Annotated in this window: 26 protein-coding genes; 18 read left to right on the plus strand and 8 right to left on the minus strand. The window is 60.6% G+C overall.

The window, feature by feature from the left end; translation table 11 throughout:
• The first annotated feature begins 157 nt into the window (after nucleotides 1-157).
• Both AB4Z19_RS02060 and AB4Z19_RS02065 read left to right on the plus strand, forming a co-directional pair.
• Complete coding sequence (locus AB4Z19_RS02060) at nucleotides 158-820, plus strand: Type 1 glutamine amidotransferase-like domain-containing protein (RefSeq protein WP_442034441.1); 663 nt, start codon at nucleotides 158-160, stop codon at nucleotides 818-820.
• Nucleotides 821-974: 154 nt separating this feature from the next.
• Nucleotides 975-1,559, plus strand: a complete 585-nt coding sequence (locus AB4Z19_RS02065) for an AraC family transcriptional regulator (protein WP_442023244.1) — start codon at nucleotides 975-977, stop codon at nucleotides 1,557-1,559.
• Nucleotides 1,560-1,677: 118 nt separating this feature from the next.
• On the opposite strand, the gene AB4Z19_RS02070 is transcribed toward AB4Z19_RS02065, so the two are convergent.
• On the minus strand, nucleotides 1,678-2,496 hold the full coding sequence (locus tag AB4Z19_RS02070; protein ID WP_442023246.1) for an alpha/beta fold hydrolase: 819 nt from the start codon (nucleotides 2,494-2,496) through the stop codon (nucleotides 1,678-1,680).
• A 307-nt stretch (nucleotides 2,497-2,803) separates the two neighbouring features.
• Here AB4Z19_RS02070 and AB4Z19_RS02075 point away from each other — a divergent pair, with 307 nt between their 5' ends.
• The 4 genes from AB4Z19_RS02075 to AB4Z19_RS02090 all read left to right on the plus strand — a co-directional run bounded on the left by AB4Z19_RS02075 (nucleotide 2,804) and on the right by AB4Z19_RS02090 (nucleotide 6,143).
• Nucleotides 2,804-3,043: a hypothetical protein gene (locus AB4Z19_RS02075; protein ID WP_442034085.1), complete on the plus strand. Its 240-nt coding sequence runs from the start codon at nucleotides 2,804-2,806 to the stop codon at nucleotides 3,041-3,043.
• 80 nt (nucleotides 3,044-3,123) lie between these two features.
• Nucleotides 3,124-4,617, plus strand: coding sequence for an ATPase domain-containing protein (locus tag AB4Z19_RS02080; RefSeq protein WP_442023250.1), 1,494 nt, complete (start codon nucleotides 3,124-3,126; stop codon nucleotides 4,615-4,617).
• Nucleotides 4,610-4,777 carry a hypothetical protein gene (locus AB4Z19_RS02085; RefSeq protein WP_442023252.1) on the plus strand — a complete coding sequence of 56 codons (168 nt, stop codon included), beginning with the start codon at nucleotides 4,610-4,612 and terminating at the stop codon, nucleotides 4,775-4,777. Before AB4Z19_RS02080 ends, AB4Z19_RS02085 begins: the two co-directional genes overlap by 8 nt.
• Nucleotides 4,764-6,143: a hybrid sensor histidine kinase/response regulator gene (locus tag AB4Z19_RS02090; protein WP_442023254.1), complete on the plus strand. Its 1,380-nt coding sequence runs from the start codon at nucleotides 4,764-4,766 to the stop codon at nucleotides 6,141-6,143. The genes AB4Z19_RS02085 and AB4Z19_RS02090 overlap by 14 nt, the downstream gene beginning before the upstream one ends.
• Before the next feature lie 3 nt (nucleotides 6,144-6,146).
• Here the strand turns inward: AB4Z19_RS02090 and AB4Z19_RS02095 are convergent, their stop codons facing one another.
• The 4 genes from AB4Z19_RS02095 to AB4Z19_RS02110 form a co-directional block, all read right to left on the minus strand.
• A complete protein-coding gene (locus tag AB4Z19_RS02095) occupies nucleotides 6,147-6,362 on the minus strand; it encodes a hypothetical protein (RefSeq protein WP_442023256.1) in 216 nt (71 codons plus the stop codon).
• A gap of 39 nt (nucleotides 6,363-6,401) precedes the next feature.
• Nucleotides 6,402-6,935 carry a hypothetical protein gene (locus AB4Z19_RS02100; RefSeq protein WP_442023258.1) on the minus strand — a complete coding sequence of 178 codons (534 nt, stop codon included), beginning with the start codon at nucleotides 6,933-6,935 and terminating at the stop codon, nucleotides 6,402-6,404.
• Nucleotides 6,936-6,973: 38 nt separating this feature from the next.
• Nucleotides 6,974-7,294 carry a DUF4148 domain-containing protein gene (locus tag AB4Z19_RS02105; RefSeq protein ID WP_442023259.1) on the minus strand — a complete coding sequence of 107 codons (321 nt, stop codon included), beginning with the start codon at nucleotides 7,292-7,294 and terminating at the stop codon, nucleotides 6,974-6,976.
• Nucleotides 7,295-7,461: 167 nt separating this feature from the next.
• The gene (locus tag AB4Z19_RS02110) at nucleotides 7,462-8,814 is read right to left on the minus strand and encodes an MFS transporter (RefSeq protein WP_442034087.1); all 1,353 of its coding nucleotides are present in this window, start codon (nucleotides 8,812-8,814) and stop codon (nucleotides 7,462-7,464) included.
• A 276-nt stretch (nucleotides 8,815-9,090) separates the two neighbouring features.
• Between AB4Z19_RS02110 and cyoA the strand changes: the two genes are divergently transcribed.
• From cyoA to AB4Z19_RS02155, 9 genes are read left to right on the plus strand one after another with little or no spacing between them, the layout of a single operon-like run.
• The gene (gene cyoA, locus AB4Z19_RS02115; RefSeq protein WP_442029747.1) at nucleotides 9,091-10,104 is read left to right on the plus strand and encodes a ubiquinol oxidase subunit II; all 1,014 of its coding nucleotides are present in this window, start codon (nucleotides 9,091-9,093) and stop codon (nucleotides 10,102-10,104) included.
• A 2-nt stretch (nucleotides 10,105-10,106) separates the two neighbouring features.
• Nucleotides 10,107-12,110: a cytochrome o ubiquinol oxidase subunit I gene (cyoB, locus tag AB4Z19_RS02120; RefSeq protein WP_442034089.1), complete on the plus strand. Its 2,004-nt coding sequence runs from the start codon at nucleotides 10,107-10,109 to the stop codon at nucleotides 12,108-12,110.
• 4 nt (nucleotides 12,111-12,114) lie between these two features.
• Entirely contained in the window at nucleotides 12,115-12,729 is a 615-nt protein-coding gene (cyoC, locus tag AB4Z19_RS02125; protein ID WP_442030206.1) for a cytochrome o ubiquinol oxidase subunit III, read from the plus strand.
• Nucleotides 12,726-13,124 (plus strand): cytochrome o ubiquinol oxidase subunit IV, encoded by a 399-nt coding sequence (gene cyoD / locus AB4Z19_RS02130; RefSeq protein WP_442030204.1) that lies wholly within the window; start codon nucleotides 12,726-12,728, stop codon nucleotides 13,122-13,124. The genes cyoC and cyoD overlap by 4 nt, the downstream gene beginning before the upstream one ends.
• A 2-nt stretch (nucleotides 13,125-13,126) precedes the next feature.
• A complete protein-coding gene (locus tag AB4Z19_RS02135; protein ID WP_442034443.1) occupies nucleotides 13,127-13,897 on the plus strand; it encodes an SURF1 family protein in 771 nt (256 codons plus the stop codon).
• Nucleotides 13,898-13,916: 19 nt separating this feature from the next.
• Nucleotides 13,917-15,215 (plus strand): ATP-binding protein, encoded by a 1,299-nt coding sequence (locus tag AB4Z19_RS02140; protein ID WP_442029216.1) that lies wholly within the window; start codon nucleotides 13,917-13,919, stop codon nucleotides 15,213-15,215.
• 2 nt (nucleotides 15,216-15,217) lie between these two features.
• On the plus strand, nucleotides 15,218-15,754 hold the full coding sequence (locus AB4Z19_RS02145) for a response regulator transcription factor (RefSeq protein ID WP_442029219.1): 537 nt from the start codon (nucleotides 15,218-15,220) through the stop codon (nucleotides 15,752-15,754).
• Nucleotides 15,755-15,765: 11 nt separating this feature from the next.
• Nucleotides 15,766-15,954, plus strand: a complete 189-nt coding sequence (locus tag AB4Z19_RS02150) for a DUF1653 domain-containing protein (RefSeq protein WP_442029217.1) — start codon at nucleotides 15,766-15,768, stop codon at nucleotides 15,952-15,954.
• 39 nt (nucleotides 15,955-15,993) lie between these two features.
• The gene (locus AB4Z19_RS02155) at nucleotides 15,994-19,344 is read left to right on the plus strand and encodes an NACHT domain-containing protein (RefSeq protein WP_442034091.1); all 3,351 of its coding nucleotides are present in this window, start codon (nucleotides 15,994-15,996) and stop codon (nucleotides 19,342-19,344) included.
• A 7-nt stretch (nucleotides 19,345-19,351) separates the two neighbouring features.
• Here the strand turns inward: AB4Z19_RS02155 and AB4Z19_RS02160 are convergent, their stop codons facing one another.
• The gene (locus tag AB4Z19_RS02160) at nucleotides 19,352-20,047 is read right to left on the minus strand and encodes a helix-turn-helix transcriptional regulator (RefSeq protein WP_442028347.1); all 696 of its coding nucleotides are present in this window, start codon (nucleotides 20,045-20,047) and stop codon (nucleotides 19,352-19,354) included.
• 109 nt (nucleotides 20,048-20,156) lie between these two features.
• On the opposite strand from AB4Z19_RS02160, the gene AB4Z19_RS02165 reads away from it, so the two are divergent.
• From AB4Z19_RS02165 to AB4Z19_RS02175, 3 genes are read left to right on the plus strand one after another with little or no spacing between them, the layout of a single operon-like run.
• Nucleotides 20,157-20,621 (plus strand): RidA family protein, encoded by a 465-nt coding sequence (locus AB4Z19_RS02165; protein ID WP_442034093.1) that lies wholly within the window; start codon nucleotides 20,157-20,159, stop codon nucleotides 20,619-20,621.
• Nucleotides 20,618-21,781, plus strand: coding sequence for a dipeptidase (locus AB4Z19_RS02170; protein WP_442024266.1), 1,164 nt, complete (start codon nucleotides 20,618-20,620; stop codon nucleotides 21,779-21,781). The genes AB4Z19_RS02165 and AB4Z19_RS02170 overlap by 4 nt, the downstream gene beginning before the upstream one ends.
• Nucleotides 21,778-23,070 (plus strand): amidohydrolase family protein, encoded by a 1,293-nt coding sequence (locus AB4Z19_RS02175; RefSeq protein ID WP_442024264.1) that lies wholly within the window; start codon nucleotides 21,778-21,780, stop codon nucleotides 23,068-23,070. The genes AB4Z19_RS02170 and AB4Z19_RS02175 overlap by 4 nt, the downstream gene beginning before the upstream one ends.
• A 4-nt stretch (nucleotides 23,071-23,074) precedes the next feature.
• Here the strand turns inward: AB4Z19_RS02175 and AB4Z19_RS02180 are convergent, their stop codons facing one another.
• Together AB4Z19_RS02180 and AB4Z19_RS02185 are read right to left on the minus strand one after the other, a co-directional pair.
• On the minus strand, nucleotides 23,075-24,016 hold the full coding sequence (locus tag AB4Z19_RS02180) for a PDR/VanB family oxidoreductase (RefSeq protein WP_442024262.1): 942 nt from the start codon (nucleotides 24,014-24,016) through the stop codon (nucleotides 23,075-23,077).
• Nucleotides 24,017-24,018: 2 nt separating this feature from the next.
• Nucleotides 24,019-24,948 carry a pyridoxamine 5'-phosphate oxidase family protein gene (locus AB4Z19_RS02185; protein ID WP_442024260.1) on the minus strand — a complete coding sequence of 310 codons (930 nt, stop codon included), beginning with the start codon at nucleotides 24,946-24,948 and terminating at the stop codon, nucleotides 24,019-24,021.
• Between the last annotated feature and the right edge of the window lie 96 nt (nucleotides 24,949-25,044).

Here is a 25,044-nt window from a genome sequence, read left to right on the forward strand (position 1 = left end):
CCGGCACAAGATGCTATGCTTCGGCCTACTGCCGCCTTCGCGTTGAAACATGGATATCGGTCGATAACAGGACCAGGCGCCCTTGGCGATGGCTTGAATCATGGCCGCATCGCTGCCGCACGATGCTATCCACGTCGCGCGAGACTTCCTTAAGAATATGAAGCTGCTGCTTACTTCCGGTGGAGTTACGAATGCCAGCATCCGCAGTGCACTCGCCGCTCTCCTCGGTAAACCGCTTGGCGAGTGCCAGGCCCTCTGCATACCCACTGCGGAATACGGCCACCCCATGTGCACCCCTGCGTCGGCCTGGCGCTTTGTGGCAGGGAAGTCGCCATCGCCGATGAGCGACTTGGGCTGGAAGTCAGTGGGCCTGCTGGAACTCACTGCGCTTCCCAGCATCGGACCTGAGCGGTGGCAGCCGTGGGTGAGCGACGCTGACGTGTTGCTGGTGGATGGTGGTGATGCCTGTTACTTGTCCCACTGGATGACGCAGTCTGGGCTTGCGGCATTTCTTCCATCGCTGCCGAAGCTGGTCTGGGTTGGCGTCAGCGCTGGCAGTATGGTCATGACGCCGCGCATCGGTGAGGACTTCGTGAACTGGCGCTCGCCCAATGGGGACCGTACCTTGGGCCTGGTCGACTTCTCAATCTATCCCCACCTGGACAACGCGTCCATGCCCGAGAACTCGCTGGCAAACGCCGAACGCTGGGCGGCTGGTATTGGCGGCCCGGCATATGCCATCGACGACCAGACGGCCATCACGGTGGACGAGGGCAAGGTTGCGGTAGTGTCGGAAGGCAGCTGGAGGTACTTTCCATAACGTGTGTATGGACGGTCGAATGCGCACTCGCAGGGTCTTCATCAATTGACCGGCTTACGCTTACTTGGGGCAACGTGCTTGCCGGCCGCCATCGGAAGCATTCGTAAGCAATTGCCTGGCATGCCGGGTCCGAGTTCTGTCCTGCTGCAACAGGATGCGCGGAGCTGCTGCGAAGAGGGAGGTCGACCAACTGCAATCGGAACCCATCCTGTCCGTGCTGCCGCGCTTCATGCATCTGACGGCAAAGCAGGTACAGGGGAGGGCGATCAGTAATGTATTGGAGTTGCTTTCGCTGGAGCTGACGCAACCCGGCTTGGCGTCGGAATCAGCCATCGTCCGCTTTTATGAGCTGATCTTCGTGTATGCGATTCGCGCCTACGCCAACAGCGGTGTCCTGCCGAACGGAAGCTGGCTCGCCGCCATGGCTGATCCGCAGCTTAGCCGGGCGGTCGGTGCTATGCACGGACGTCTCGAGTATCCGTGGGCACTTTCGGCGCTCGCCAAAGAGGCCGCCATGTCGCGTTCTGCCTTTGCGGCGCGGTTTAAGCAAGTCGTGGGACAGTCTCCACTAAGTTACCTGACCGGCTGGCGTATGCAGCGGGCGCGCCAGCTCATCAAGCATGAAGGCCGCACCTTGCAGCAAGCCGCACTCGCGGTGGGATACGACTCTCCAAGCGCGTTTAGCCGAGTCTTTAAGCGCACTATCGGTTTCAGTCCGAGCGAATTGCGCCGGCGCTAACGCCGAGTGGGTCGTCGACCCGTTGAATCTGCAACCCTAAGCGGACAGGTGGGGCGAGTGGCGCCCCCATGGAGCGCGCCACTCGAATTGCCTGGTTCTGGTTCGGGCCAGCGTCCCGTCAGGATTTGATAAACGCGAGAAGGTCGGGGTTGAGGACGTCGGCGTGGGTGGTCAGCATGCCATGGGGGAAGCCAGGGTATGCCTTCAGTTTGCCGTTCGCGAGCAGGTCAACCGCGCGCGGCACGGCACTGGCGAACGGGACGATCTGGTCGTCTTCGCCATGCATCACCAGGACCGGCACAGTGATCTTCTTCAGATCTTCGGTGTAGTCCTCCAGCCAGGAGGAGACGGTCTCGTAATGGGCATGGGCGCTGCCAGCCATGCCCTGGCGCCACCAGTTCGCGATCACCGGCTCAGACGGCTTGGCGCCCGGACGGTTGAATCCGTAGAACGGCCCCTCCGGGACTGCCCGGTAAAACTCCGACCGGTTGCCAAGCATGCCAGCCCTGACTCCGTCGAACCATTCCTGCGGCTGGCCGGCAGGGTTCGCGTCGGTTTTCACCATGTTCGGCGTCAACGAGGCCACCAGCACTGCCTTGGCGACCCGCTCCTGGTGGCGGGCGACATAGCGGGCCACCTCGCCGCCGCCGGTGGAGTGCCCGATGTGGACCGCATTGCGGATGCCGAGCTGTTCGGTCAGTGCCGCGAGGTCGGCGACCCAGTGGTCCATGTCGTTACCGGTGCCGACTTGCTCGGACCGGCCGTGCCCACGCCGGTCATGGGCGATCACCCGGTAGCCGTGGTGCAGGAAAAACATCATCTGGGCGTCCCAGTCGTCGGCCGACAGGGGCCAGCCATGGCTGAAGATGATCGGCTGACCGGTCCCCCAGTCCTTATAGAAGATCTTTACGCCGTCCGGAGTGGTGATCGTAGGCATCGCTGGTACCTCCAATAAGAGATTGATTGAAGTGTTGGTGCTCTTGGCGCTTGAACGCATCGAGTACAGGAATCGGCCTATGAGACTGAGCACCCGGAATGGAGGTCATAGGGTACACCCGCGGCGGATGCTGCAACATCCCTAAATCTAGGTAAGCAGAGCTGCATTTCTTCTTGGAGCCGTGCAGCGGTATTTGAGCTCGTATAGGATGAGTTCGTGTACGAATGTCGGATCTGACCCCATGGTGTGGATGGACGAATGGTGGATGGCGTGTAAACTGGAAGCTGATATTGGCTCGGGGGGAATCATGACCTCATCCATCGACACTTTCCGGCGCAAGGATTTCGCCATGGCTGAGAAAGTTCAGCAGGGGATTGCCTTGCTTTTGATCGCGGGGAAGGCGCACGCACGGCGGTATTTGGTGGCCTCCGGTACGCCTGCTCAAGTCATTGAGCGCGTATTGAGTGCGGAGGCCGGGGCTCGCCGCATGCATGGACACCATGCGACCATCGATTCGTCACTGGAGCCGAAGCCGCGAGAGTCGTAGAGTCGCCAGCCAAACGAAACAGGCCAAACGGCAACAAATGATATAGTGACTTGTCGACAACTTCTTCGTGCAGGGTCACTATGCTCCAGCCGCAGAATCAGCAGACCGATGCGTTCATTTCGACCGGCGTTCCCGGGCTGGACTCCATCCTCGGTGGAGGTCTGACCAAGGACAGGCTCTATTTGCTGGAAGGCGATCCCGGCACCGGCAAAACCACCATGGCCCTGCAGTTCCTGGTGGAAGGCGCCAGGCGCGGCGAGCAGGTGCTTTACATTACCCTGGCTGAAAATGACGTCGAGCTGCATGCGGTCGCGCAGTCGCATGGCTTTTCGATGGACGGCATTACCGTGCATGAGGTAATCCCGGCCGAAAGTGTGCTCGATCCGGATGAGCAGTACACGGTCTTCCATCCCTCCGAAGTGGAACTGGGCGAAACCAACCGGCTCATCCTTTCGCAGATCGAGCGGCTCAGCCCGTCGCGCGTGGTACTGGATTCCTTGTCTGAACTTCAGTTGCTGGCAGGTAGCCCCTTGCGCTATCGGCGCCACGTGCTCGCGCTGAAACAATACTTTGCCAAGCGGGCCTGTACCGCGCTGCTGTTGGACGACAAGACCGCGGTTGGCGGCGACCAGCAGGTGCGCAGCATTGCGCACGCGGTCATTTCGTTGCAGCAGATTGAGTCGGGCTATGGCGCCGAGCGGCGCGTTTTGCGCGTGCTGAAATACCGGGGCATCGACTACCGGCGCGGTCCGCACGATTACGTCATCATCACCGGAGGCATGGTCGCCTATCCGCGCATTGTGGCGGCCGAATCGCGTGAACTGGTGCGCCGGCCGCAGGTATCGAGCGGTCTGCCGGCCCTCGACGCACTGCTCGGCGGTGGACTGGAAGAGGGCTCCAGTACTTTGATCTCAGGTCCGCCCGGCACCGGCAAATCCAGTCTCGCGGTGCAGTTCGTCAAGGCTGTTACGGACCGCAAGCAAAGCGCGGCCATGTTCGTGTTCGAAGAGTCGTTCAACACGCTGCTGAACCGCGCCGAGGGCATTGGCGTGAACTTGCGCGCTCCGCTGGATTCCGGACTGCTGACCGTGAACCAGATCGATCCGGCCGAACTGACACCCGGCCAGTTTTCGCATGCCGTCTGTAAAGCAGCCGATGACGGCGCCAAGGTCATCGTGATCGACAGTCTGAATGGCTACCTGAACGCGATGCCCGAAGTGCGCTTCCTCACCACCCATTTGCGCGAGGTGCTGACCTACCTGGGCCAGCGCGGCGTAGTGACCTTCCTGATCGGCGTGCAGCAAGGCATCATCGGTCCGATGGGCAGTACCGTGGACGTCAGCTACCTCGCCGATAACGTGCTGGTCCTGCGCTATTACGAGGCCGGTGGCGCGGTGCATAAGGCGCTGTCGGTATTCAAGAAGCGCGGCAGCCAGCATGAGACGACGCTACGCTCGTTTGCCATCACCAGTCAAGGCATCAAGGTAGGAGCGGTGCTGAAGGACTTCCGTGGCATTCTGACCGGTGTACCTGTCCGTGTCAGCGATGGCAAGGATGAAGGAAAGCATGACTGAGATCGAACAGCGTATCGTGATCTTTGCCCCGGTGGGCAAGGATGGACGCCTGATCAATCAGGTGCTGGAACACGTACGCCTCAATTGCCATATCTGCGCTGAACTGGGCAAATGTCGTGCAAGAGCTTCGCGCAGGCGCTGCGGCATTGTTTGTCATTGAAGAAGCGTTCAACGCTGAATTCCTGCAGGAGCTCACGGAATTTCTCGCGGCCCAGCCAACCTGGTCGGACTTGCCGGTGGTGGTGTTGAGCAAGCAGGGCCTGGATTCGCCCGGCATCCGCCGCATCTTTGAGCAAGTGGGCAATGTGACCTTGCTTGAGCGTCCGGTGCGCAGCGCCACGCTGGTCAGCGCGGCCTTGTCCGCGCGGCGTGCGCGCCGGCGCCAGTATGAGATGCGTGAGGTCGACCGCCACAAGGATGAATTCCTCGCGATTCTGGGCCATGAGCTGCGCAATCCGCTGGCGCCAATCCGCACCGCCATGGATGTGCTGAATGCCATGCCGGACAGCGGCCCCAAGGTCCGCAACATCACACAGATTGTAGAGCGTCAGGTCAAGCATCTGACGCGGCTGGTGGACGATCTGCTCGACGTGGCGCGCATCACCAACGACAAGGTCACGCTGCAGCGCGAGCGGGTCAGCGTTGCCACCGTAGTCCAGCACGCGGTGGAAATCTGCCGCCAGCAGATTGAAGCGGGCAGGCACACGCTCGATTTGCTTCAGCCGGCAGGCAATGTGCTGCTGGTGGGCGATCGTGCGCGGCTGGTCCAGAGCCTGGCCAATGTGCTGGGTAACGCGGTCAAGTTTTCGCCGCCGGGTTCGACCATCCATTTGCACGTGCGGGTGGAGGGCAACGAAATTGTGTTCGCTGTACGCGACCATGGCGCGGGACTTGAGCCGGAAGCGCTGTCGCATATTTTTGAATTGTTCGTGCAGGGCGAAGCGGGACGCTCGCATTCGCTCGGCGGGTTGGGTATCGGACTCAGTCTGGCGCAACGCTTTACCCGCATGCATGGCGGAACGGTGCATGCGTCCAGCGATGGCGCGGGCAGGGGCTGCGAGTTCATCATGCGCATGCCTATCGTGGTGGTGGAGCGGGGCAGCCAGGAGCGGCTGGCGCAGAAGCCGTCGCTGCATGGCGCGGAAGACCAGGTCCGCATCATGATCGTGGACGACAACAAAGACGGCGCCGACATGCTGCAGATGATGCTCGAAATGGATGGCTATGCGGTCGACATGGCAAACGATGGCGCTGCCGCCATCGAACTGGCGCAGCGCATGCATCCACACGCTATCTTGATGGATATCGGCTTGCCTGATATGGAAGGCTACGAAGTCACGCGCCGCATCCGCGAGCGCATGGGCGATGAAGAGATCGTGTTCATCGCCATGACAGGATGGGGCCACGATGATGCGCGCCGGCGCGCTGCGGACGCCGGCATGCAGCACCACCTGGTCAAGCCGGTTGACCCTGAAGTGCTCCGCACCTACCTGTCCCGGATTCGCGGACGGGTGTTGCCGGTCTGAAGGCTACGCCTCGGGCATTCCTCGCAAATACTCGATATCGCGTACGGCATTCGTCCATACGTCGTCGGCACCATGGATGGCGCCGACTTTGATGGGCAGTTCGATGTTCTTCAGCACTTTGCCATCGAGCGAGATTTTGTAGCGCAGTGCGGTGTACTCGACATCGTAGGTCTTTTTTTGACCTTGTTGCCGGGTATAGGTGTCATGGGATGCGGACATAAGACCTCCGTGTGGCGGGGTGTAGATCCAGCATAGCACCTATTCGGGGTGCACACGCTTCTCCTGCTCCAGGACGCGCTCGGCCTGTTTTTTCAGCCAATGCAGCGCCTTGCGCAGTTCTTCGATGTCGTCCAGATCGTCCTGGACGCTTTGCTTCGACGGCGTGCTGGATGCCCCGGACTCGGCTGGAAGCGTGTCGGTCTCGGCGGCTTGCTGCTGCTCGGCGTAAGCGGCCCGTCCTTCGTCGGCGGGCGGTGCGCTTGCGGGCGCGGACGGCGCAGCAGGCGCGGCTGAGCTCCCGCTATCACCTGCTGCTTTCAGCGCGGAAGCCAATTGCCCGAGCTCGGCCGCCAATTGCCCGATTTGCCGGAGTACGGACTTGGCTGCGGAACCACCCAGCGACGCTAGCATCTGGCGCAACTGCTCGATCAGCTGCTTGATTTGGGTGATGCGTTCACGGATAGCGGCCAGCTTGTCGATGCCCGCATTGACTTGCGGCGGAGCGACGGCCTTTGGTGCCGGCGCGGCTTGCGCAGGCGGGGCGGAAGGGCGGTGTGATGAGATCGGCAACATGCCCGGTAACAGCGACCGGGCACGCACGCCGATTAAATTTAGCGGACGAAGGAGCCGTCGTCGGCAGCGATGCGGACGCCTGCCAGTTCAGCCACTACCGCGCTGCGCGCTTTCACGGATGCCGGGAATGGACCTGGATAGGCTTCGCCGGCATAGATTTCACCGCGCTGTTGCGCTTCGCGCAGTTCCTGCACCACTTGGGCGCGGGTTTTGGTCGAGACGAAGCTGGTGTTGCCCTGATAGCCTTCGCCGCTGTTGACGGCGGCCGCTGGCGCGGTCACTTTGACTGCAGGCATGGCCGAAGCGGAACCGGCGATTGCGAAAAGAAGGGCGGAGATGGCGATGTAAGAGCGGTTCATGATCTTTTCCTTTGGATAGTTGGCTATTAAGTAGCGTGCGATTCGATGGCTTCAGTATAGGCCGGTGAATAATTTATGCACGGAAAACTTTTTAATGGCCATCATAGCCAGCGCCTATAAAGCAAAAAGCCCGCGATTGCGGGCTTTTGCGTGGAGCGGGTTGGCGATCAGTTCTTGATGTCCAGGGCCCGGTTCAGGCTCAGTGCCGCCATGGAGCAGACTGCGCCGGACAGCAGGTAGAGACCGACATAAGCCAGACCGAACTTGGCCGACACGCCCAGCGCGACCAGGGGCGCGAAACCGGCGCCGACCAGCCAGGCCAGATCCGACGTCAGCGCGGCGCCGGTGTAGCGGAAGCGGGCAGGGAAATTGGCCGTCACCGCACCGGCGGCCTGGCCGTAGGACAGACCCAGCAGGGTGAAGCCGATCAGGATGAAGGCGTCCTGTCCTGCTTCACCGCCATTGAACAGCGCCGGCAGGAAGAAGCTGAAGATGGCGATCAGACCAGCCAGCGTGCCCAGGGTATTGCGGCGGCCGAAACGGTCGGCGATGAAGCCGGAGGCCACGACGCCAATCGCCATCAGGCAAACGCCTTCCATCTCGGTCATCAGGAAGCCCGTTACCGTGCGCGGCGAATACAGGTTAATCCAGGACAGTGGGAACACCGTCACCAGGTGGAACAGTGCATAGCTGGCCAGCGCAGCCAGTGCGCCGATCACCACGTTGCGGCCTTGCGAGTGGGTCATTTCGCTGACGCTGATCGGCTGCAGTTCGCGTTCTTCCAGCAGGTGCGAATATTCATTGGTGGAAATCAGGCGCAGGCGGGCAAACAGCGCGACCACGTTGATGGCGAAAGCCACGTAGAAGGGATAGCGCCAGCCCCAGTCCATGAAGTCCAGATTGTCCAGCGTGGAGATCAGATACCAGAACACGCCGGCGGCAATCACGAAGCCCACCGGTGCGCCCAATTGGCCCAGCATCGCGTACCATCCGCGCTTGTTTTCCGGCGCGTTCAGGGCCAGCAGCGACGGCAGGCCGTCCCAGGAGCCGCCCAGCGCCAGGCCCTGGCCAATACGCAGCAGAGCCAGAATGATCACGGCATTGAAGCCCCAATCGGAATACGGCGGCAGGAAGGCAATACCGGCGGTGGTCGATCCCAGCAGGAAGAGGGCAATGGTCAGTTTGACTTCGCGCCCGAAGCGGCGCTGGATGGCCATCGACAGCACGGTGCCGATCGGACGTGCAATAAAGGCAAACGAGAAAATGATGAAGGAGTACAGGGTTCCTTCAAGCCGTCCTTCAAACGGGAAGAATAGCGAAGGGAATACCAGTACCGAGGCTATGGCATACACGAAGAAATCGAAATATTCGGACGCGCGTCCGATCACAACGCCTACCGCTATGTCTCCTGGGGAAATCGGGTTGTTATCTGTATTGAGACGGCGCGCATCGTCTGCGCTGTCGCGTTGCGGGAAGTCGTGCGGCACATCGCCGCCATGGGTCGTATGCATGCTGGCCATATCTTTGTCTCACTTCTTAGTTATATCTTTGTCTTCACGTCCAGTCCTGGCCTTGGACACGGGGTAGGACAAAGTGTCCAATGTCCAAAACGAGACGTTGGAACTACATTGGCAGGTTTTGCTCGCTCTGTACAGTCCTTTATCGCGCGTAAACCTTACTTTTTTCTCAACGAATGATTGGTGCAGCGCGACAGGGAGGACAAAGTGTCCAATGTCCAAATGAAGGCGGGAGAGTTACAGTGCGATGTTTCTCTCAATCTACATAGCCTTTATCGCATGTTATCTTCACTCGTTCGTCGTGGACTGTTCGCTACACCACTGATTGCGCTTGCGGGCTGCAATACCGTGGTGATGAACCCGTCTGGAGATGTCGCGGCGCAGCAAAGTCACCTGGTTACGGTGTCCACGCTGCTGATGCTGCTGATCATCGTTCCTGTTATCGCCCTGACCATTTTGTTCGCCTGGCGTTATCGTCAGAGTAACAAAACCGCCAAATATGAGCCGGATTGGGATCACTCGACCCGTCTGGAACTGATCATCTGGGGCGCGCCTCTGCTGATCATCATCGTGCTGGGCCTGCTGACCTGGATTAGCACCCACACCCTGGACCCATACCGCCCTCTGCAGCGCATTGATGCGCAGCGCGCCGTGTCGACTTCGGTCAAGCCGCTGGAAGTGCAAGTGGTGGCGCTGGACTGGAAATGGCTCTTCATTTATCCGGACCAGGGCATTGCGACCGTGAACGAGCTGGCCGCACCTGTGGACGTGCCGGTGCGCTTCAAGATCACCTCGTCCACCGTGATGAACGCTTTCTATATTCCTGCACTGGCTGGCCAGATCTACGCCATGGCGGGTATGGAAACCCAGCTGAACGCAGTGATCAACAAGCCGGGCGAATACGAAGGCTTCTCGTCGAACTACAGCGGCGCCGGTTTCTCCGACATGCGCTTCAAGTTCCACGGCATGACCCAGGCGGACTTTGACAAGTGGGTGCAGGACAACAAGGCCAGCGGCGATAAGCTGGACCGTGCCAACTACACCGTGCTGGAAAAGCCAAGCATCAAAGAGCCGGTACGCCACTACGCCTCCGTCGATGCGGACCTGTACGACGCCATCGTCAACCGATGCGTGGACCGCAACGCCACCTGCATCAAGGACATGATGGCCGAAGACGCAGCCCGCGCCCGCGGCGCCTCGACCGCCGAACTGGCCGCCGCACGCAGCGAAAAGCGCATGACCGTGGCTTCGAACGGCGAAGTGTGCATCACCCCTGAAGCGAAGAAGAATTAATCATGCAAGACCATATGACTCTTTCACAGCTGATCTTCGGACGGCTGAGCTGGGAAGCGATTCCGTTCCATGAACCTATCCTCCTGGTTACCTTTATCGCCGTTGCCCTGGGCGGCGCGGCCGTCCTCGGCCTGATCACCAAGTATCAGCTGTGGGGCACCCTGTGGCGCGACTGGATCACCAGTATCGACCACAAGAAGATCGGCATCATGTACATGATCTTCGGCCTGATCATGCTGCTGCGCGGCTTTGCCGACGCGGTGATGATGCGCGCCCAGCAGGCGCTGTCCTTCGGCGACGCCCATGGCTTCCTGCCACCGCACCACTACGACCAGATCTTCACCGCCCACGGCGTGATCATGATCTTCTTCGTCGCGATGCCGCTGGTGACGGGCCTGATGAACTACGTGGTGCCGCTGCAGATCGGCGCGCGCGACGTGGCATTCCCGTTCCTGAACAACTTCTCGTTCTGGATGTCCGTGTTCGGCGGCATGCTGACCATGGCTTCCCTGTTCGTGGGTGAATTCGCCCGTACCGGCTGGCTGGCGTATCCGCCGCTGTCCGGCATCCTGGCCAGCCCGGATGTGGGTGTCGACTACTATATCTGGTCATTACAGATTGCCGGCGTGGGAACACTGCTATCCGGTATTAACCTTGTGGTGACCATCGTCAAGATGCGTGCGCCTGGCATGTCGATGATGAAGATGCCAGTGTTCACCTGGACTTCCCTGTGCACCAACGTGCTGATCGTTGCTGCCTTCCCGGTGCTGACCGCCGTGCTGGCCATGCTGTCCCTGGACCGCATGTTCGGCACCAACTTCTTCACCAATGACCTGGGCGGCAACGCCATGGTGTACGTGAACCTGATCTGGATCTGGGGCCACCCTGAGGTCTACATCCTGGTACTGCCGGCCTTCGGTATTTTCTCGGAAGTGGTGTCCACGTTCTGCGGCAAGCGCCTGTTCGGCTACACCTCCATGGTGTATGCAACCGTCGTGATCACCCTGCTGTCCTACCTGGTGTGGCTGCACCACTTCTTCACCATGGGCTCCGGCGCCAGCGTGAACTCGTTCTTCGGCATCACCACGATGATCATCTCGATCCCGACCGGCGCCAAGATCTTCAACTGGCTGTTCACCATGTACCGCGGCCGTATCCGCTTCGAGCTGCCAATGATGTGGACCATCGCCTTCATGATCACCTTCGTGATCGGCGGTATGACCGGCGTGCTGCTGGCGGTTCCTCCTGCGGACTTCGTGCTGCATAACTCGCTGTTCCTGATCGCGCACTTCCACAACGTGATCATCGGTGGCGTGCTGTTCGGCCTGTTCGCCGGCATCAATTACTGGTTCCCGAAAGCCTTCGGCTTCAAGCTGGACGAGTTCTGGGGCAAAGTGTCCTTCTGGTGCTGGGTGATCGGCTTCTACGCAGCCTTCATGCCGCTGTATGTGCTGGGCCTGATGGGCGTGACCCGCCGTATGAGCCACTTCGAAGATCCTTCGCTGCGCATCTGGTTCGTTATCGCCGCTATCGGCGCCGGCCTGATCGCTATCGGTATCGGTGCGATGATCATGCAGTTCGTGGTCAGCTTCCTGCGCCGCGACAAGCTGCGCGACGTCACCGGCGACCCGTGGGGCGGCCGTACCCTGGAGTGGTCGACTTCCTCGCCACCGCCGGACTACAACTTCGCATTCACTCCACGTGTGCATGACAACGACACCTGGGCCGATATGAAGAAGAATGGTTATGAGCGTCCGCTGAAAGACTTCGTGTCCATCCACATGCCGAAGAATACTGGCGCCGGCTTCATTATCTCGGCCATCAGCTTCGCGATCGGCTTCGCGCTGATCTGGCAAATGTGGCTGCCGGCCGTGGTGGGCTTCGTTGTCCTGATGGCTGCGATCATCACCCACACCTTTAACTACAAGCGCGACTACTACATTCCGGTGGAAGAAGTTGTTCGTACCGAAGATGCGCGCACCCGTCTGTTGGAAAGCCACGCGTAAAGACATGAGTAACCATAACGCTACTGCTGACAGCTCGCGCTATTTCGTGCACGAGCACCATCCGGAGAACGGCACCCTGCTGGGCTTCTGGATTTACCTGATGAGCGACTGCCTCATCTTCGCCTGCCTGTTCGCGACCTACGCGGTCCTGGGCCGCAACTACGCCGGCGGCGAGTCCGGCGCGGAACTGTTCGACCTGCCGCTGGTGGCAGTGAACACCTCGCTGCTGCTGCTGTCGTCCATCACCTATGGCTTCGCCATGCTGGAGATGCAAAAGAAGAAGCTGAAGCCGACCATGATCTGGCTGGCCATCACCGGCCTGCTGGGCGCGGGCTTCATCTACTTCGAGCTGTATGAGTTCGTACACCTGATCCACGAAGGCAACGGTCCGCAGCGCAGCGGCTTCCTGACCTCGTTCTTCGCCCTGGTCGGCACCCACGGCCTGCACGTGACCTTCGGTATCGTGTGGCTGATCACGCTGCTGTTCCAGCTGAAGAAACATGGCCTGACCCCTGAAAACGGCCGCCGCCTGATGTGCCTGTCGATGTTCTGGCACTTCCTGGACGTGGTCTGGATCGGCGTCTTCACCTTTGTCTACCTGATGGGAGTCCTGCCATGAGCGACCACAATCACGACCACGACGACGACCATGGCCACGGCCATCACGGTCACGATGATCACGATCACGGCAGCGTCAAGAGCTATGTCACCGGCTTTATCCTGGCCGTTATCCTGACCGCCATTCCGTTCTGGCTGGTGATGGGCAAGGTGTTCGACAAGTCCAGCACCACCGGCTTCGTGCTGCTCGGTCTGGCCGCAGTGCAGATCGTGGTGCATATGGTTTACTTCCTGCACATGAACACCAAGTCGGAAGGCGGCTGGAATATGCTGGCGACGATCTTCACGGTCATGATCGTGGTGATCATGCTGAGTGGCTCGATCTGGGTCATGTATCATATGAACCACAATATGATGCCGGGCATGACGTCCGGTATGGCTCACGACATGCCATGACGATGAGACAGCAAGGTTCAGCAGATCTGGCGGCGCCAAGGCGCCGTTCTGCTGGCCTGCGCTTAGTCCTCCTGGTGATTGGAAGCCTGCTTTTTGCAGGCTTTTTCGCTTTAGGAACGTGGCAAGTGCAGCGCCTGCAGTGGAAATTGGCTCTTATCGAACGCGTGAATGAGCGCGTGCATGCAGCACCTGTCGATGCGCCCGCCGTGGCGGACTGGCCGCAGGTCAGCGCCGAGCGGGACGAATACCGTCACGTGCGCCTCAGCGGCGTTTATGCTCTGGACGCGACGGCCCGTGTGCAGGCATCGACGGAACTGGGCAGCGGCTTCTGGCTGCTGACGCCGATGTGCCGCGAAGATGGCAGCGTGGTGCTGGTCAACCGTGGCTTCGTGGCCGGCGGTGCGCCGGGCGCCGCGGCGCACGCTGCACCCGCCGATTGTGCGCAAGCCCGCGCGCAAGGCGCGGCGGCCAGCGTGACTGGCCTGTTGCGCATCAGCGAACCGAATGGCGGCGTGCTGCGCGATAACGACCCGGCGGCCGACCGCTGGTATTCGCGCGACGTGAAGGCGATCGCGGCGTCGCGCCAGTTGTCGAATGTGGCGCCGTACTTTGTCGACGCCGACGCCACACCGGGTGCGGCGGCCGACGCGCCAATCGGTGGCTTGACCGTGGTTTCCTTCCACAACAACCATTTGGTTTATGCTCTCACCTGGTATGTCCTGGCGCTGATGGTGGCCTGGGCTTGTTACTGGATCGTTCGGCGAGAACGTTGAGACAAACTGAAAGGTGCACATGGTAAGTGCCAATGACAGCCAGGCTGTCACGCACGCGGCGGGCCACAAGAATATGCAGCAGCTGATCCAGCTGCGCTGGCTCGCCGTTTTCGGGCAGGTGATCACCATCGCCGTCGCCACCCTGGGCTTCGGCATCCAACTGCCGCTGCCCGCCATGCTTAGCGTGCTGGTTTGCCTGGCCGCCTTCAATATCGCGAGTACCCTGCGCTGGCAGGAACAGATGGCGGTGTCCAACCGCGAGTTGCTGCTGGCGCTGCTGGTCGATGTGGCCAGTCTCACCTTGCAGCTGTATCAAAGCGGCGGCACCACCAATCCCTTTGTTTTCCTTTATCTGCTGCAGGTGATCCTGGGTGTTGTGCTGCTGGATAAAGGATCGACCTGGCTGGTCGTCGGTGTCACTGCGGCCTGCCTGGCTGGTCTGGCAGTGTTCTCCAAACCTCTGGCGCTGCCGCTCGATCATGGACGCGGCATTTTCAGCCTGTACGTGCAGGGCATGCTGCTGTGCTTCGTGCTGGACGCGGCGCTGCTGGTGTTCTTCACCAGCCGCATCATGGAGAACTCGCGCGCCGGCGCCGCCAAGCTGGCCGACTTGCGCCAGCGCGCGGCTGAGGAAGAGCACATTGTCCGTATGGGCCTGCTGGCGTCCGGCGCAGCGCACGAACTGGGGACGCCGCTGGCGACGCTGGCCGTGATTCTGGGCGACTGGCGGCGCATGCCCGAATTCAAAGGCAATCCCGAACTTCTGGAAGAAATCGCGGAAATGCAGACCCAGCTCCAGCGCTGCAAATCCATTGTCAGCGGCATTCTGCTGTCGGCGGGCGAGGCGCGCGGCGAATCGTCGGAACCGACCACCATCAATACTTTCCTGTCCGAACTGGTGGAAGAGTGGCGCGGCAGCCGGCCCGTGGCGTCCTTCGAATTCGTGAACCATATTTCGCGCGACGTGGGTGTGGTGTCCGACTCGACCTTGCAGCAGATGATCTGCAATGTGCTCGACAACGCCCTGGAAGCCTCGCCGGAGTGGCTGCGCATGCAAGCCGGCATTAATGGCGATATGCTGGAGCTTTTGGTGACGGACGCCGGACCCGGTTTCTCGTCCGAGATGCTGGCGCAGTTCGGCAAGCCTTACCAGTCCAGCAAAGGACAGCCGGGCAGGGGACTGGGCCTGTTCCTGGTCGTGAATGTGGCGCGCATGCTGGGTGGCGCGGTCACGGCCAGCAATCGTGCCGAAGGCGGCGCGAGTGTGCGCCTGACGCTGCCGATGTCCGCCATTGCTTTACCTGAGGAATACGAATGACGATGGAAGAAGAACGCGTCCTGCTGATTGTGGAAGACGACGCGGCATTTGCCCGCACGCTGGGCCGTTCGTTCGAGCGCCGCGGCTACAAAGTGCTGCTGGCTGAAAATGTGGACGAAGCGAGCGCCGTGCTGGCCGACCACGATCCGGGCTATGCCGTGGTGGACCTGAAACTGAAGGGCAATTCTTCGGGCCTGGCTTGCGTGCAGGTGCTGCACGCGCACGATCCGGAGATGCAGATCGTGGTGCTAACCGGCTTCGCCAGCATTAACACGGCGGTGGAAGCGATCAAGCTGGGCGCCCGCCAGTACCTCGCCAAACCGTCCAACACCGACGATATCGAAGCGGCCTTCAACCACGTGGCCGGCGCCACCGACGTCGAAGTCACCAACCGCACCACGTCCGTCAAGACGCTGGAGTGGGAGCACATCCATGCCGTGCTGGCCGAGACAGACTTCAACATCTCCGAAGCCGCCCGCCGCCTCGGCATGCACCGCCGCACGCTGGCGCGCAAGCTGGAAAAGCAGCGGATCAAATAGAGAAAGCACCCATGAAATATCGACACTACAAAGGCGGCATATACGAACTGGTATGCGAGGCCACGATGGAGGCCGACCATACGCCGCTGATCGTGTACCGCGCGGCCAACGGCTCGATCTGGTGCCGCCCTCGTGATGTATTTTTCGAGAAGATTGAAGTAGACGGAGTGATTGTCCAGCGCTTCACGCCGATCGAGTAATGGAAACCAGACAGTTGCTTACTCTTTGGAGGAGCTGTTATGGCATCGGTACACGCTTCGATGGGGTTGGCGTTTCAACAGTGGGCGCTGGGGCTGGTCGCCTGTATTGGTTACCGCGCGCACTTTGAGCGCAGCCACGGCGCACCGCTGAAGGATGGCGACTGCGAGCTGCGGTCCGAGGTTCAGATTGACAGACAGCGGCCCGATTTCGTCTTCACAGCCCGTTCCACAAGAACCCATCTCATCGCCGAATGTAAATGGACCAGCGCATCGCCGTTCGACAAATTTGTCCTCGCATTCAAATCGCTCGATAACATTACGAAAGGCGCGGCGCATCCACCGGACAAGGTCATCATCGTCGGTTCGAAATCGGCGAGGCTGGATGAGCAGGCCGTCGCCGAATATCTGGCAGCGCCGGAGTATGGCTACCAACGCGAGTGGCCATATCAGCCTTTAACAAGCGGGACGTCCGTGATGCGATATCACTCGCTCGTTCACGGCGACCTGACAATCGTCAATGTCATCGCCGGCACTGATGGCAAGACGGCAGTACAGGAGTGTGGTGTCGCCGCAGCGATTCTGCTGACTATCGCCGCCCCCAACGAACTTGCAGCGCCGCCAAATGAACTGGCCCTGCAACGACTGGCCTCGTCTTGCTTGGTGCCCCGCCTGCTGAAGCACCTTCACCTGCCTGATCTGGGGAAACGCTCGCTCGAACACACGCAGACCGTATCGGAGCTATGGGAGCCCGGTTTCGTGCTGGACCCCTGGTCTTATGTGTTGCAGGAGTATGTTGCGGCAGTCCGGCGCGATCGGCCGGTTTCGCAAAATCGCTGGGTAAGTTTGCTGCGAGAGGCGGTCAATGCCAAAGGGCGGCAGTGTGGCGTGTTTCAGCTTACGCCATCTAGCGACAGCAAAATGGCGAGCCTGATCTCGCCAATTCCGCTACGCTGCGGCACCTATCGCAATGTGCAAGTGGTACGCGAGCTGTCGATTGTCGTGCCATGGGCCAGGCCGGGCGAGGGCGAGCAGCTGCCGACCATCAGGATCATGCGCGGCCCAGCAGGCGCAGGAAAATCGACGCTGATTGAGTATCTGTACAACTCGCATGTCGAGCAATTGTGGCGCGCCGGCGGCGCCGGGCATCGGCTGGGGTTCCCGGTATTCATCGATCTCCAGCGCGACGCGGCCAAGCTGCGTACGCTGCCCGATAGCATAGACGATGAGCATGATGGCGCCTATATCGCTGTGATTGAGGAACTGATTGGCACAGGCGCCAACGAGCCCTCCTTATCTACATCCCGTTTGGCGGCGCTGTTCACGCGTTTTCGCATTTCCCTGTACGTCGACGGATACGATCAGCTGGCGCCTTCCGAGGCGGTGAACCTGACTTTGCTGGGCCGCTGGCTGAAGAAGATGGGTAGCGAATTCACCTACCTGTTACTGTCGTCGAGACCGGGCCATAATGAACTGATGGCCTTCGATTGGGAAGAGACATTTGGAAGGGGCTGCGTACCCGATCCCGCGTCCGTCCTGTCGCTTGCGCCACCCGATCTGCAGGATGTTCGGGATTATTGCCAGAGCTGGCTGGACATACTGAAGCAGCTGAAGAAGTACAAGGATTCGGAAGCGTTGAAGGCGTCCAGTTTCTTCGACTGGTTGAACAGGACCGGCGGCCAGGGTGCCTCGCAGGACGTCAGCGTGGAAGCCATACAATCCAACCCGCTGCTGCTGGCGATGGCATTGTCCATTTATATCCGCAGGCTGTCGGATGAGCGCACCGGTTACTCGCCCATCATTCGCACCAGGGCAGACTTGTTCGAGGCGCTCATCTCGGACGTGGCGCAGGCAAAGTACGACAGCCGCTTCGGCGATGATCATGGTGGCAGCGCTGTATTGCAGGATCTCGCATGGCGCGAACGATTTGAGCGCCTGTGCTTTGAGAGCCTGACGCGCGCTGGAAAAACGATTGGACGCATCGACCAGGAGTTGCTGGAGGAGGAAAACTTTGTCGATCAGCTTAAAGAGCTCCCTTTCGTGAGGGCGAGCACTGATCCTCTGAATGCCGAGCAGGGAATCGAGTTTGCGCATCCGACCTTCCATGAATACTTTGCTGCGCATTATCTGGCACAGTGTGATCTGACGCCGTTTGGCGCAAGGCTCGGCGAATTGGTGATCAGCTTCGGCCGTGATGCATTCAAGCTGCTGTTGGGCTGTCTCATTTCCCGCCCGGCTAGCCTTAAGCCTTTCTTCGAGCTGCTAGATCGGGACGTCAGCATTCAGCAATATCTCTACGACGCAGGGTATGTCGATATCTGTTTAGACGAGCTGCGCCTTGTCGATTTACTTGTGCGTGACAGTGCACGGGCGCATCGTTGCGTCAGCAAGCTGGTAGCGCACAAATACTATGGCTCGCGCGATGATCTTGAACTGGGCATTAACTGCCTGATTGAATTGTATGAACGGCTTGGTAAAGACAGCGACCCGCTCAGTCATTGGTATAAATTGTTTTGCGTCGATCACATCGAGAACCGCGTTTTGCGGGTGAACCGGCAGGACTTGGTCGCATGGGTAGAGGAAAACCAGCTTCGCCTGACGTCAGGCCTCAGCATTTATGCAGCCGGCGCAGGCATGGACGGCACTGTGCGAGAACCGGTATGGGCGAGTGAAAGCATGTTCATTCTGCGCTGCGCACATTACTGGGGGCATGTCGGTAACCGGAAGTTAAGTGAACAAGTCCTCTCTGCTGCCGATGATATGAAACAGAGCCGCAGGGCAGCGCTGGATGCTTACGACCGGGCGATTGTGTATCGGGCAGTTTCGATTGCACTGGGTTTGCGCGAGAACCTCGGCGTCGAGATCCTTCAAGCGCTCGATGTCGAACAGCGTTTTCCGGACTGGTTCAGGCACTGGCTTGTCGCCGACCACGCCAGCTTGTTGACCTTTGAGCGCTTCGTAGGTCCCGTGCAGGCGCTTGGCGATACAGCGCATCAGTATCTTTGCCGCGCGGACATCAGGCTTTGGGAGGCGCTGCATGCATCCCACCGCGAGGCCCTGTTGGCCGCCATGAACGGCGCCAATGCCGACAAGGAAGTTGCGGACCGGCTGTGGGATTTGGCCAAAAGCGAAAAGTTCAGAGGCCTGCTTGGCGAGGGTCTGTTGCGCTACTTCATCCTCGGCGCGGGTGTCGAGCAGCGTCTGGAGTTGATACTCGAAGCGCGCCATCGTGCGGTGCGTTCGGCGGCCGAAGTGCGAGGCCTGGTAAAAGAGAAGCTGGCCAGGCTGGAACGGCAATACGGAATGCGTTATGAGCTGGGGACGGAAGATGTCTTGAAGAGCACCGAAGCGTTCCGCAGTGTCCTTGAGGCCAGAGAGAGGGTGCGCGTCTGAACGGCAGTTAACGCCGTTCCTCGCGCTGGCGAAGTTCTTCCATGTAGTTGTAGATCGTGAAGCGCGAAACTTGAAGCGCAACTGCTGCGCGCTGCACGCCGCCTTTGACGATGAACAGGCCGCGCCGCTGCATTTCGCGCACGGCCTGGATCTTCTGCTCGCGCTTCATTTCTCCCGGCGGCACGGCGTTGCCGATAATTTCATGCATCAGCGTATCCAGTTGCTGCGCGCCTGGCGGCGTAGCTGGTGCCGAGGGCACCGCGACGGCTTGCTGCAATGGCGCCAGCATTTGTGTCAGCCAGGCGTGGGTGGCCTGAAACGCTGACATGTCCGCGTTCAGGCATAACGTAGCGAAGGGCATGCCGTCGGCGTCGCGGAAGATCGCGGAAGCCGATTTCAGTTTGCGCCCCGATGCCGTCACGGTCTCGTAGTCGTCCACAATGCTGTGTACCGCCCCCTCGGACGACACCACGCGCGTGGCTGCTGCAAAGCCGCGGTCTTCGCGCGGACCTTCCAGCACAGAGCTGCCGATTCCGCGGCCCGAGATGTGGCCGTTGGCGATGGCGATCACCGAGTTGGCAGGGCGGCTGACGTCATGCAGCACCACCTCAAGATGCGGCCCGGCCATCGCGGCCAGCATGGGCACAACCTGGTGCAGGGCACTAATGACGGCTTCGCGTTCGATCTGGATTTTTGTTTTCATTGGATTCAACAAAATGTTTAAGAATTCTAACAGGAAGGCTTGCTTCAACAAATTGTTTACTCATTCGATGCAAGCTTGCCTATAATCGACCGCGACTGGAGGAGACAATATGAAACGCAGGCACTACAAGAAGATGCTCGGCGCCATGGCGCTCGCACTGCCAGGCGTCGCGGGCGCGGCGCCGCTGGAGTATTACAACGAGGGCAATCCGCCAACGCGCCCGTTCACGCTGGCGGTGCGGGCCGGCGATTACATCCATTTGTCCGGCCAGATGGGCACGGACGACAAGGGACTTGTGCCCGGCGGCTTCGAAGCCCAGTCGCGCAAGGCGATGGACAATATCGCCGCCGTGTTGAAGGGCATGAATCTCTCCATGGACGATGTCGTCAAGTGCACGGTCATGATGGCGGATATGAGCAAGTGGGGCGATTTCAATAAGATCTATGTGGGCTACTTCAAGCCGGGACGCCTGCCGGCGCGCAGCGCGTTTGGCGTGAACGCGCTGGCCCTGGGCGGTGAACTGGAAATTGAATGCCTGGCTTACGCACCGGCAGCAGAGAAGGGCAAGCGTTGAGTAGCCGCCGTCAATTCCTGCAGCAGGCGGGCATGCTGGGACTCGGTGCATCGGCCGCGACGCTTGGCGGGCTCGCACCTGCACTGGCACAGCCTGCGGACGCACGCGATTCACGGGCACGCCGTCCGCTCATCATCGATGCGCTGGGCGGCATCGAGAATCCCAACCGTCCGCAGGCGGAGCGCGATGACCCGAACGTGATCGGCATCGATGCGCGCTCGCTGGCTGATGCGCGTGCTTCGGGGCTGAGCGCCTTCAACATGACCATTGGCTTCGTGTTCGGTAAGGATGATCCGTACGCGCAAAGCGTGCGTGAAGTCGCGGCCTGGAACGCCTTTGTGAACCAGCACGCGGAAGCGCTGCTGCCTGTGCTGCGCGCGGCCGACATCCGCCGGGCGCACGAGCAAGGCCGCGCCGGCGTAATCCTTGGCTTCCAGAATGCGGCCATGATGGGCAGCGATATGGGCCGCGTGGACACGTTCGCCAAATCGGGCGTGCGCGTGATCCAGCTGACCTACAACGGCCCCAATCAATTCGGTGACGGCTCCATGGTGCCGGACAATCGCGGCCTGACACCGCTTGGACGAGATCTCGTGCAGGCGCTGAACCGTAACCGTGTGCTGGTGGATCTGAGCCACAGCGGTGAACGCATCTGCCTCGACGCGGCGGCTGCGTCCAGCCAGCCGATCGCCATCACGCATACCGGCTGCCGCGCGCTGGCCGATCTGCCGCGCAATAAGAGTGATCGCGAACTGCGGCTGGTGGCGGAGAAGGGCGGCTTTGTCGGCATTTACTTCATGCCTTTCCTGGCCATTGGCCGCCAGCCGATGGCTGCGGATCTGGTGGCGCATATCGAGCATGCGATCAAAGTCTGCGGCGAGGACCATGTCGGCATCGGCACGGACGGCAGCGTGTGTGCGATCGACGATATGCCGGCCTATATGCAGGCGCTGGAACAGGAGGTGCAGCAGCGCCGCGCCGCGGGGATTTCCGCACCGGGCGAACGAGGTGATATCGTGCCCTTCCTGCCGGATCTGCAAGGGCCGGACAAATTCCACAAGCTGGCCGACCTGCTCGCGCAGCGCGGTCACAGCGCAAGCCGCATTGACAAGATACTGGGTCTGAATTTCCTGCGTGTTGCCAACGAGGTCTGGGGATGAGAAGAACAATTTGGGCGGCAGCAGCAATGCTGTGTGCCGCAACGGCCGCGCACGCGGCAGACAAGCAAGTGATTTACCGCGGCGTCACGCTGATCGACGGTACCACCGCCGCGCCACGCGCAAATATGGCGATCGTGGTTGAAGGGGAGCGCATCAAGTCCATTATGCCTGTGGCTGAAGTCAAGCCAGCGGGCGATGCACAAGTCCACGATATGCAGGGCATGTACGCCATGCCGGGCCTGATCGATTCGCATGTGCACTACGCCACCGATCCGGACCGGCCGTATGCCGAGGCGGAGCTGAAGCGCGATATCTATGGCGGCGTGACCGGCGTACGCGATATGGCGGGCGATGCGCGCGAGCTGGCGTCGCTGTCGCGTGCCGCGCTGCTGAACGACATTTCATCGCCGGACATCTTTTACGCCTCGCTGGTCGCAGGCCCCAGCTTCTTCAAGGACCCGCGTACGGTGGCTGCGGCACGTGGCATGGTGCCGGGCCAGGTGCCCTGGCTATACTCGGTGGACGAGCACACCGACATTCCGCTGGCGGTGGCGCAAGCGCGCGGCACCGGCGCTACAGGCCTGAAAATCTACGCCAATCTGCCGGGACCACTGGTGAGGAAGCTGATCGCAGAAGCCAGACGCCAGCACTTCCCTGTGTGGACGCACCAGCAGGTCTATCCCGCATCGCCATACGATTCGCTGGGCGCGACCGCGGTGTCCCACGTATGCATGATCGCGCGTTATGTGCGCCAGTCGGACAAGGCGCAATACGGCCACGATGGCGAGCCGTCCTACGAAGGCCTGACTGCGGCCGATCCCGGCATCAGCAAATACATCACGGCGCTTGCAAAATCAGGCTCGCTGCTCGATGCGACGCTCAGCGTCTACACGCGCAAGGGGCCGCACTGTCAAATCGAACTGGCGGGCGACATCACGCGCGCCGCGCATCGGGCTGGCGTGAAAATCATTGCAGGAACGGACACCGACGGCGAGCGCGACGATCCCTATCCGGTGATCGACCGCGAGCTGGAAAGACTGGTGCAGTATGGCGGCCTGACGCCGAACGAAGCCATCATCGCGGCCACCGCCAATGCGGCGCAAGCCCTAGGCAAGCAAGCCGAATTCGGCACGCTGGAAGCGGGCAAGTTGGCGAACATGGTGTTCCTGAAGCAGGACCCACTGCAGAACATCGCCAATGTGCGCAGCGTGGCGCTGACCGTCAAGCGCGGCAAGCCCTACGCGCGTGAAGACTATCAATTCGCACCGCTGCCGCCGCAGAAAGAGTAGGGCGTCAGAGCTCCAGCACGACGCGCCCCGGCTGTGCCCAGGAAACGCATGTGCACATGCCGGTGGTGCGCATCTGCGGTGTCAGGCAAACATCGCGGTGAAGAGGTTGCCCTTCCTGCACCTGTGCGTAGCAGTTGCCGCATTCGCCGCGCTTGCAGTCATAGGAAACGAAGACGTCAGCCGCGATAAGTGCATCGAGAATGGAAGTTCCCGGCGCAACTTGCACCGTCATCTGTGACAGGGATAGTTCGACCGTCAGTGGTTCATCGTCTGGTTGGGTGCGCGCGCCGAAGCTTTCGAAGTGCCGTGCATCGCCCGGCCAGCCCTGGCGTTCAGCCGCTTCGCCCAAGCCTTGCAGCACTGCCGCTGGGCCGCAAGCATAGAAGCTGTCCCCAGTGTTGTAGGCGCCAATCAGTTGGGCCAGGTCGAGTCGTCCTGAGGTTCGGGACAAGTGAGGGACGACCGTAGCGTGCCGGATGGCGCGCAGTTCATGCAGCAGCACCAGCCGCTCCTCGCTCTTCGCCAGATAATGCAACTCGAACGGCTTCCCGAGTTGGCTCAGCGCGTGGGCCATGGAGATCATTGGCGTAATGCCGATACCGCCCGCAATCAGCAAGACCCGTCCGCGGGGCGCAGCTAATGGGAAGCTGTTGAAAGGTCCGCTTACTTCCATTTCGCTGCCCTGAGCAATTTCTTCATGCAGATAAACTGAGCCACCCTTGCCGTTTTCCTCGCGCTGTACAGCGATGCGATAGGCATCGGATTGGCCCGGCTGGCCAATCAATGAATAGTGCCGTTCGAAAGCGCTGCCGTCGGCACTGGAGAATTGCAGGACAATGTGCGCTCCGGCGTCCCAGTGCTGGAGTGCTTCGCCATCAGCGCGGCGCAGCTGAAATTCCTTGATGGCCGCACCGTGGCGGACGATATCGGTGACGAGATATTTCATGGTCAGGCCTGTACGGGTGGATTGAAAGGGGACGCGTCCAGGTACTCCCACGCCAGCTGCTGCGGCGTGTCGCGAAGAATCCATTGCTCCACCTTGAATTCCCAGAACCGCCCCGTGCCGCCGGTTTCGTTGGCCGGATCGTTCTGATCCCACTGCACGGAAACCGTGCCGGTAAGCTGCAGCAGCTGGCCGTGTTCGAAATCGGGAATGCACAGTCCCGCACGCGGATCGATTTTGAAGTTGCCGAAGGTGTTGAAAAGGCTGTTGCCGGCGTAATCGGGAATGCGCAGCGTGGTTTCGTTCAATTGCCTGATGAAGCCCGGTGCGCCACCGCGATGCGATGCATCCGCCCCGGCTTCGGCGTGCCGGCTGGCGACAAAGATGGTGTCGGCATTGCGAATGATGCTTTCCACAGTGCCGCGCAGGACATTGCCATGCGCCGAAGGCACCGGCAAGCGAGGATCGCCCATTTGGCGCAGCTGGCGGCGCTGGATGTATTTCGGGCAGTTCGGATAGGCTTCCGCGATCACGACTTCCGCGCCGTGCGCATCGAGCCGCTGTACGCGGCCGTTGACGCGGTAGCGGCGGCGTGAACCGAGTTCGATGAACAGCATGCCTACATCGCTGTGCTTTGCGATGTTGTCCCACAGCGGATCGGCGAGGTCACGCTCTCTTTCCGGCACGTCGATCGCGATGGTGCTGCCGGTATCGGTATGCAGGAAGCCGGGCTTTCCAAACACCAGGGACGCCCATACGGCGCCGGCTGGGTCGACGCTACTGAAAACGGCCATGAACTGCTTGGCGATAAACGGCCGGGCTCCGGCGATCACGGTATTTGTCAGCACGGCGATGTTACGGTCCGCGATCGCCGCTTCGCCCGCGCTTTCCTGCACTGCACGTTCGCCCGCGTGGAAATTGCTATTGTCAGACATTGCATTCTCCTGGTGATGATTGCTGTAGTCTGCATTTTGCGAAATAATGCGGCGAACAAGAATACGCGCTCAACGCAAATCAGCATTTCGCACGGA

Origin of the sequence: Pseudoduganella sp. RAF19 (genome assembly GCF_052114165.1) — a bacterium.
In the GTDB taxonomy this organism is placed as follows: Bacteria; Pseudomonadota; Gammaproteobacteria; order Burkholderiales; family Burkholderiaceae_D; genus Rugamonas.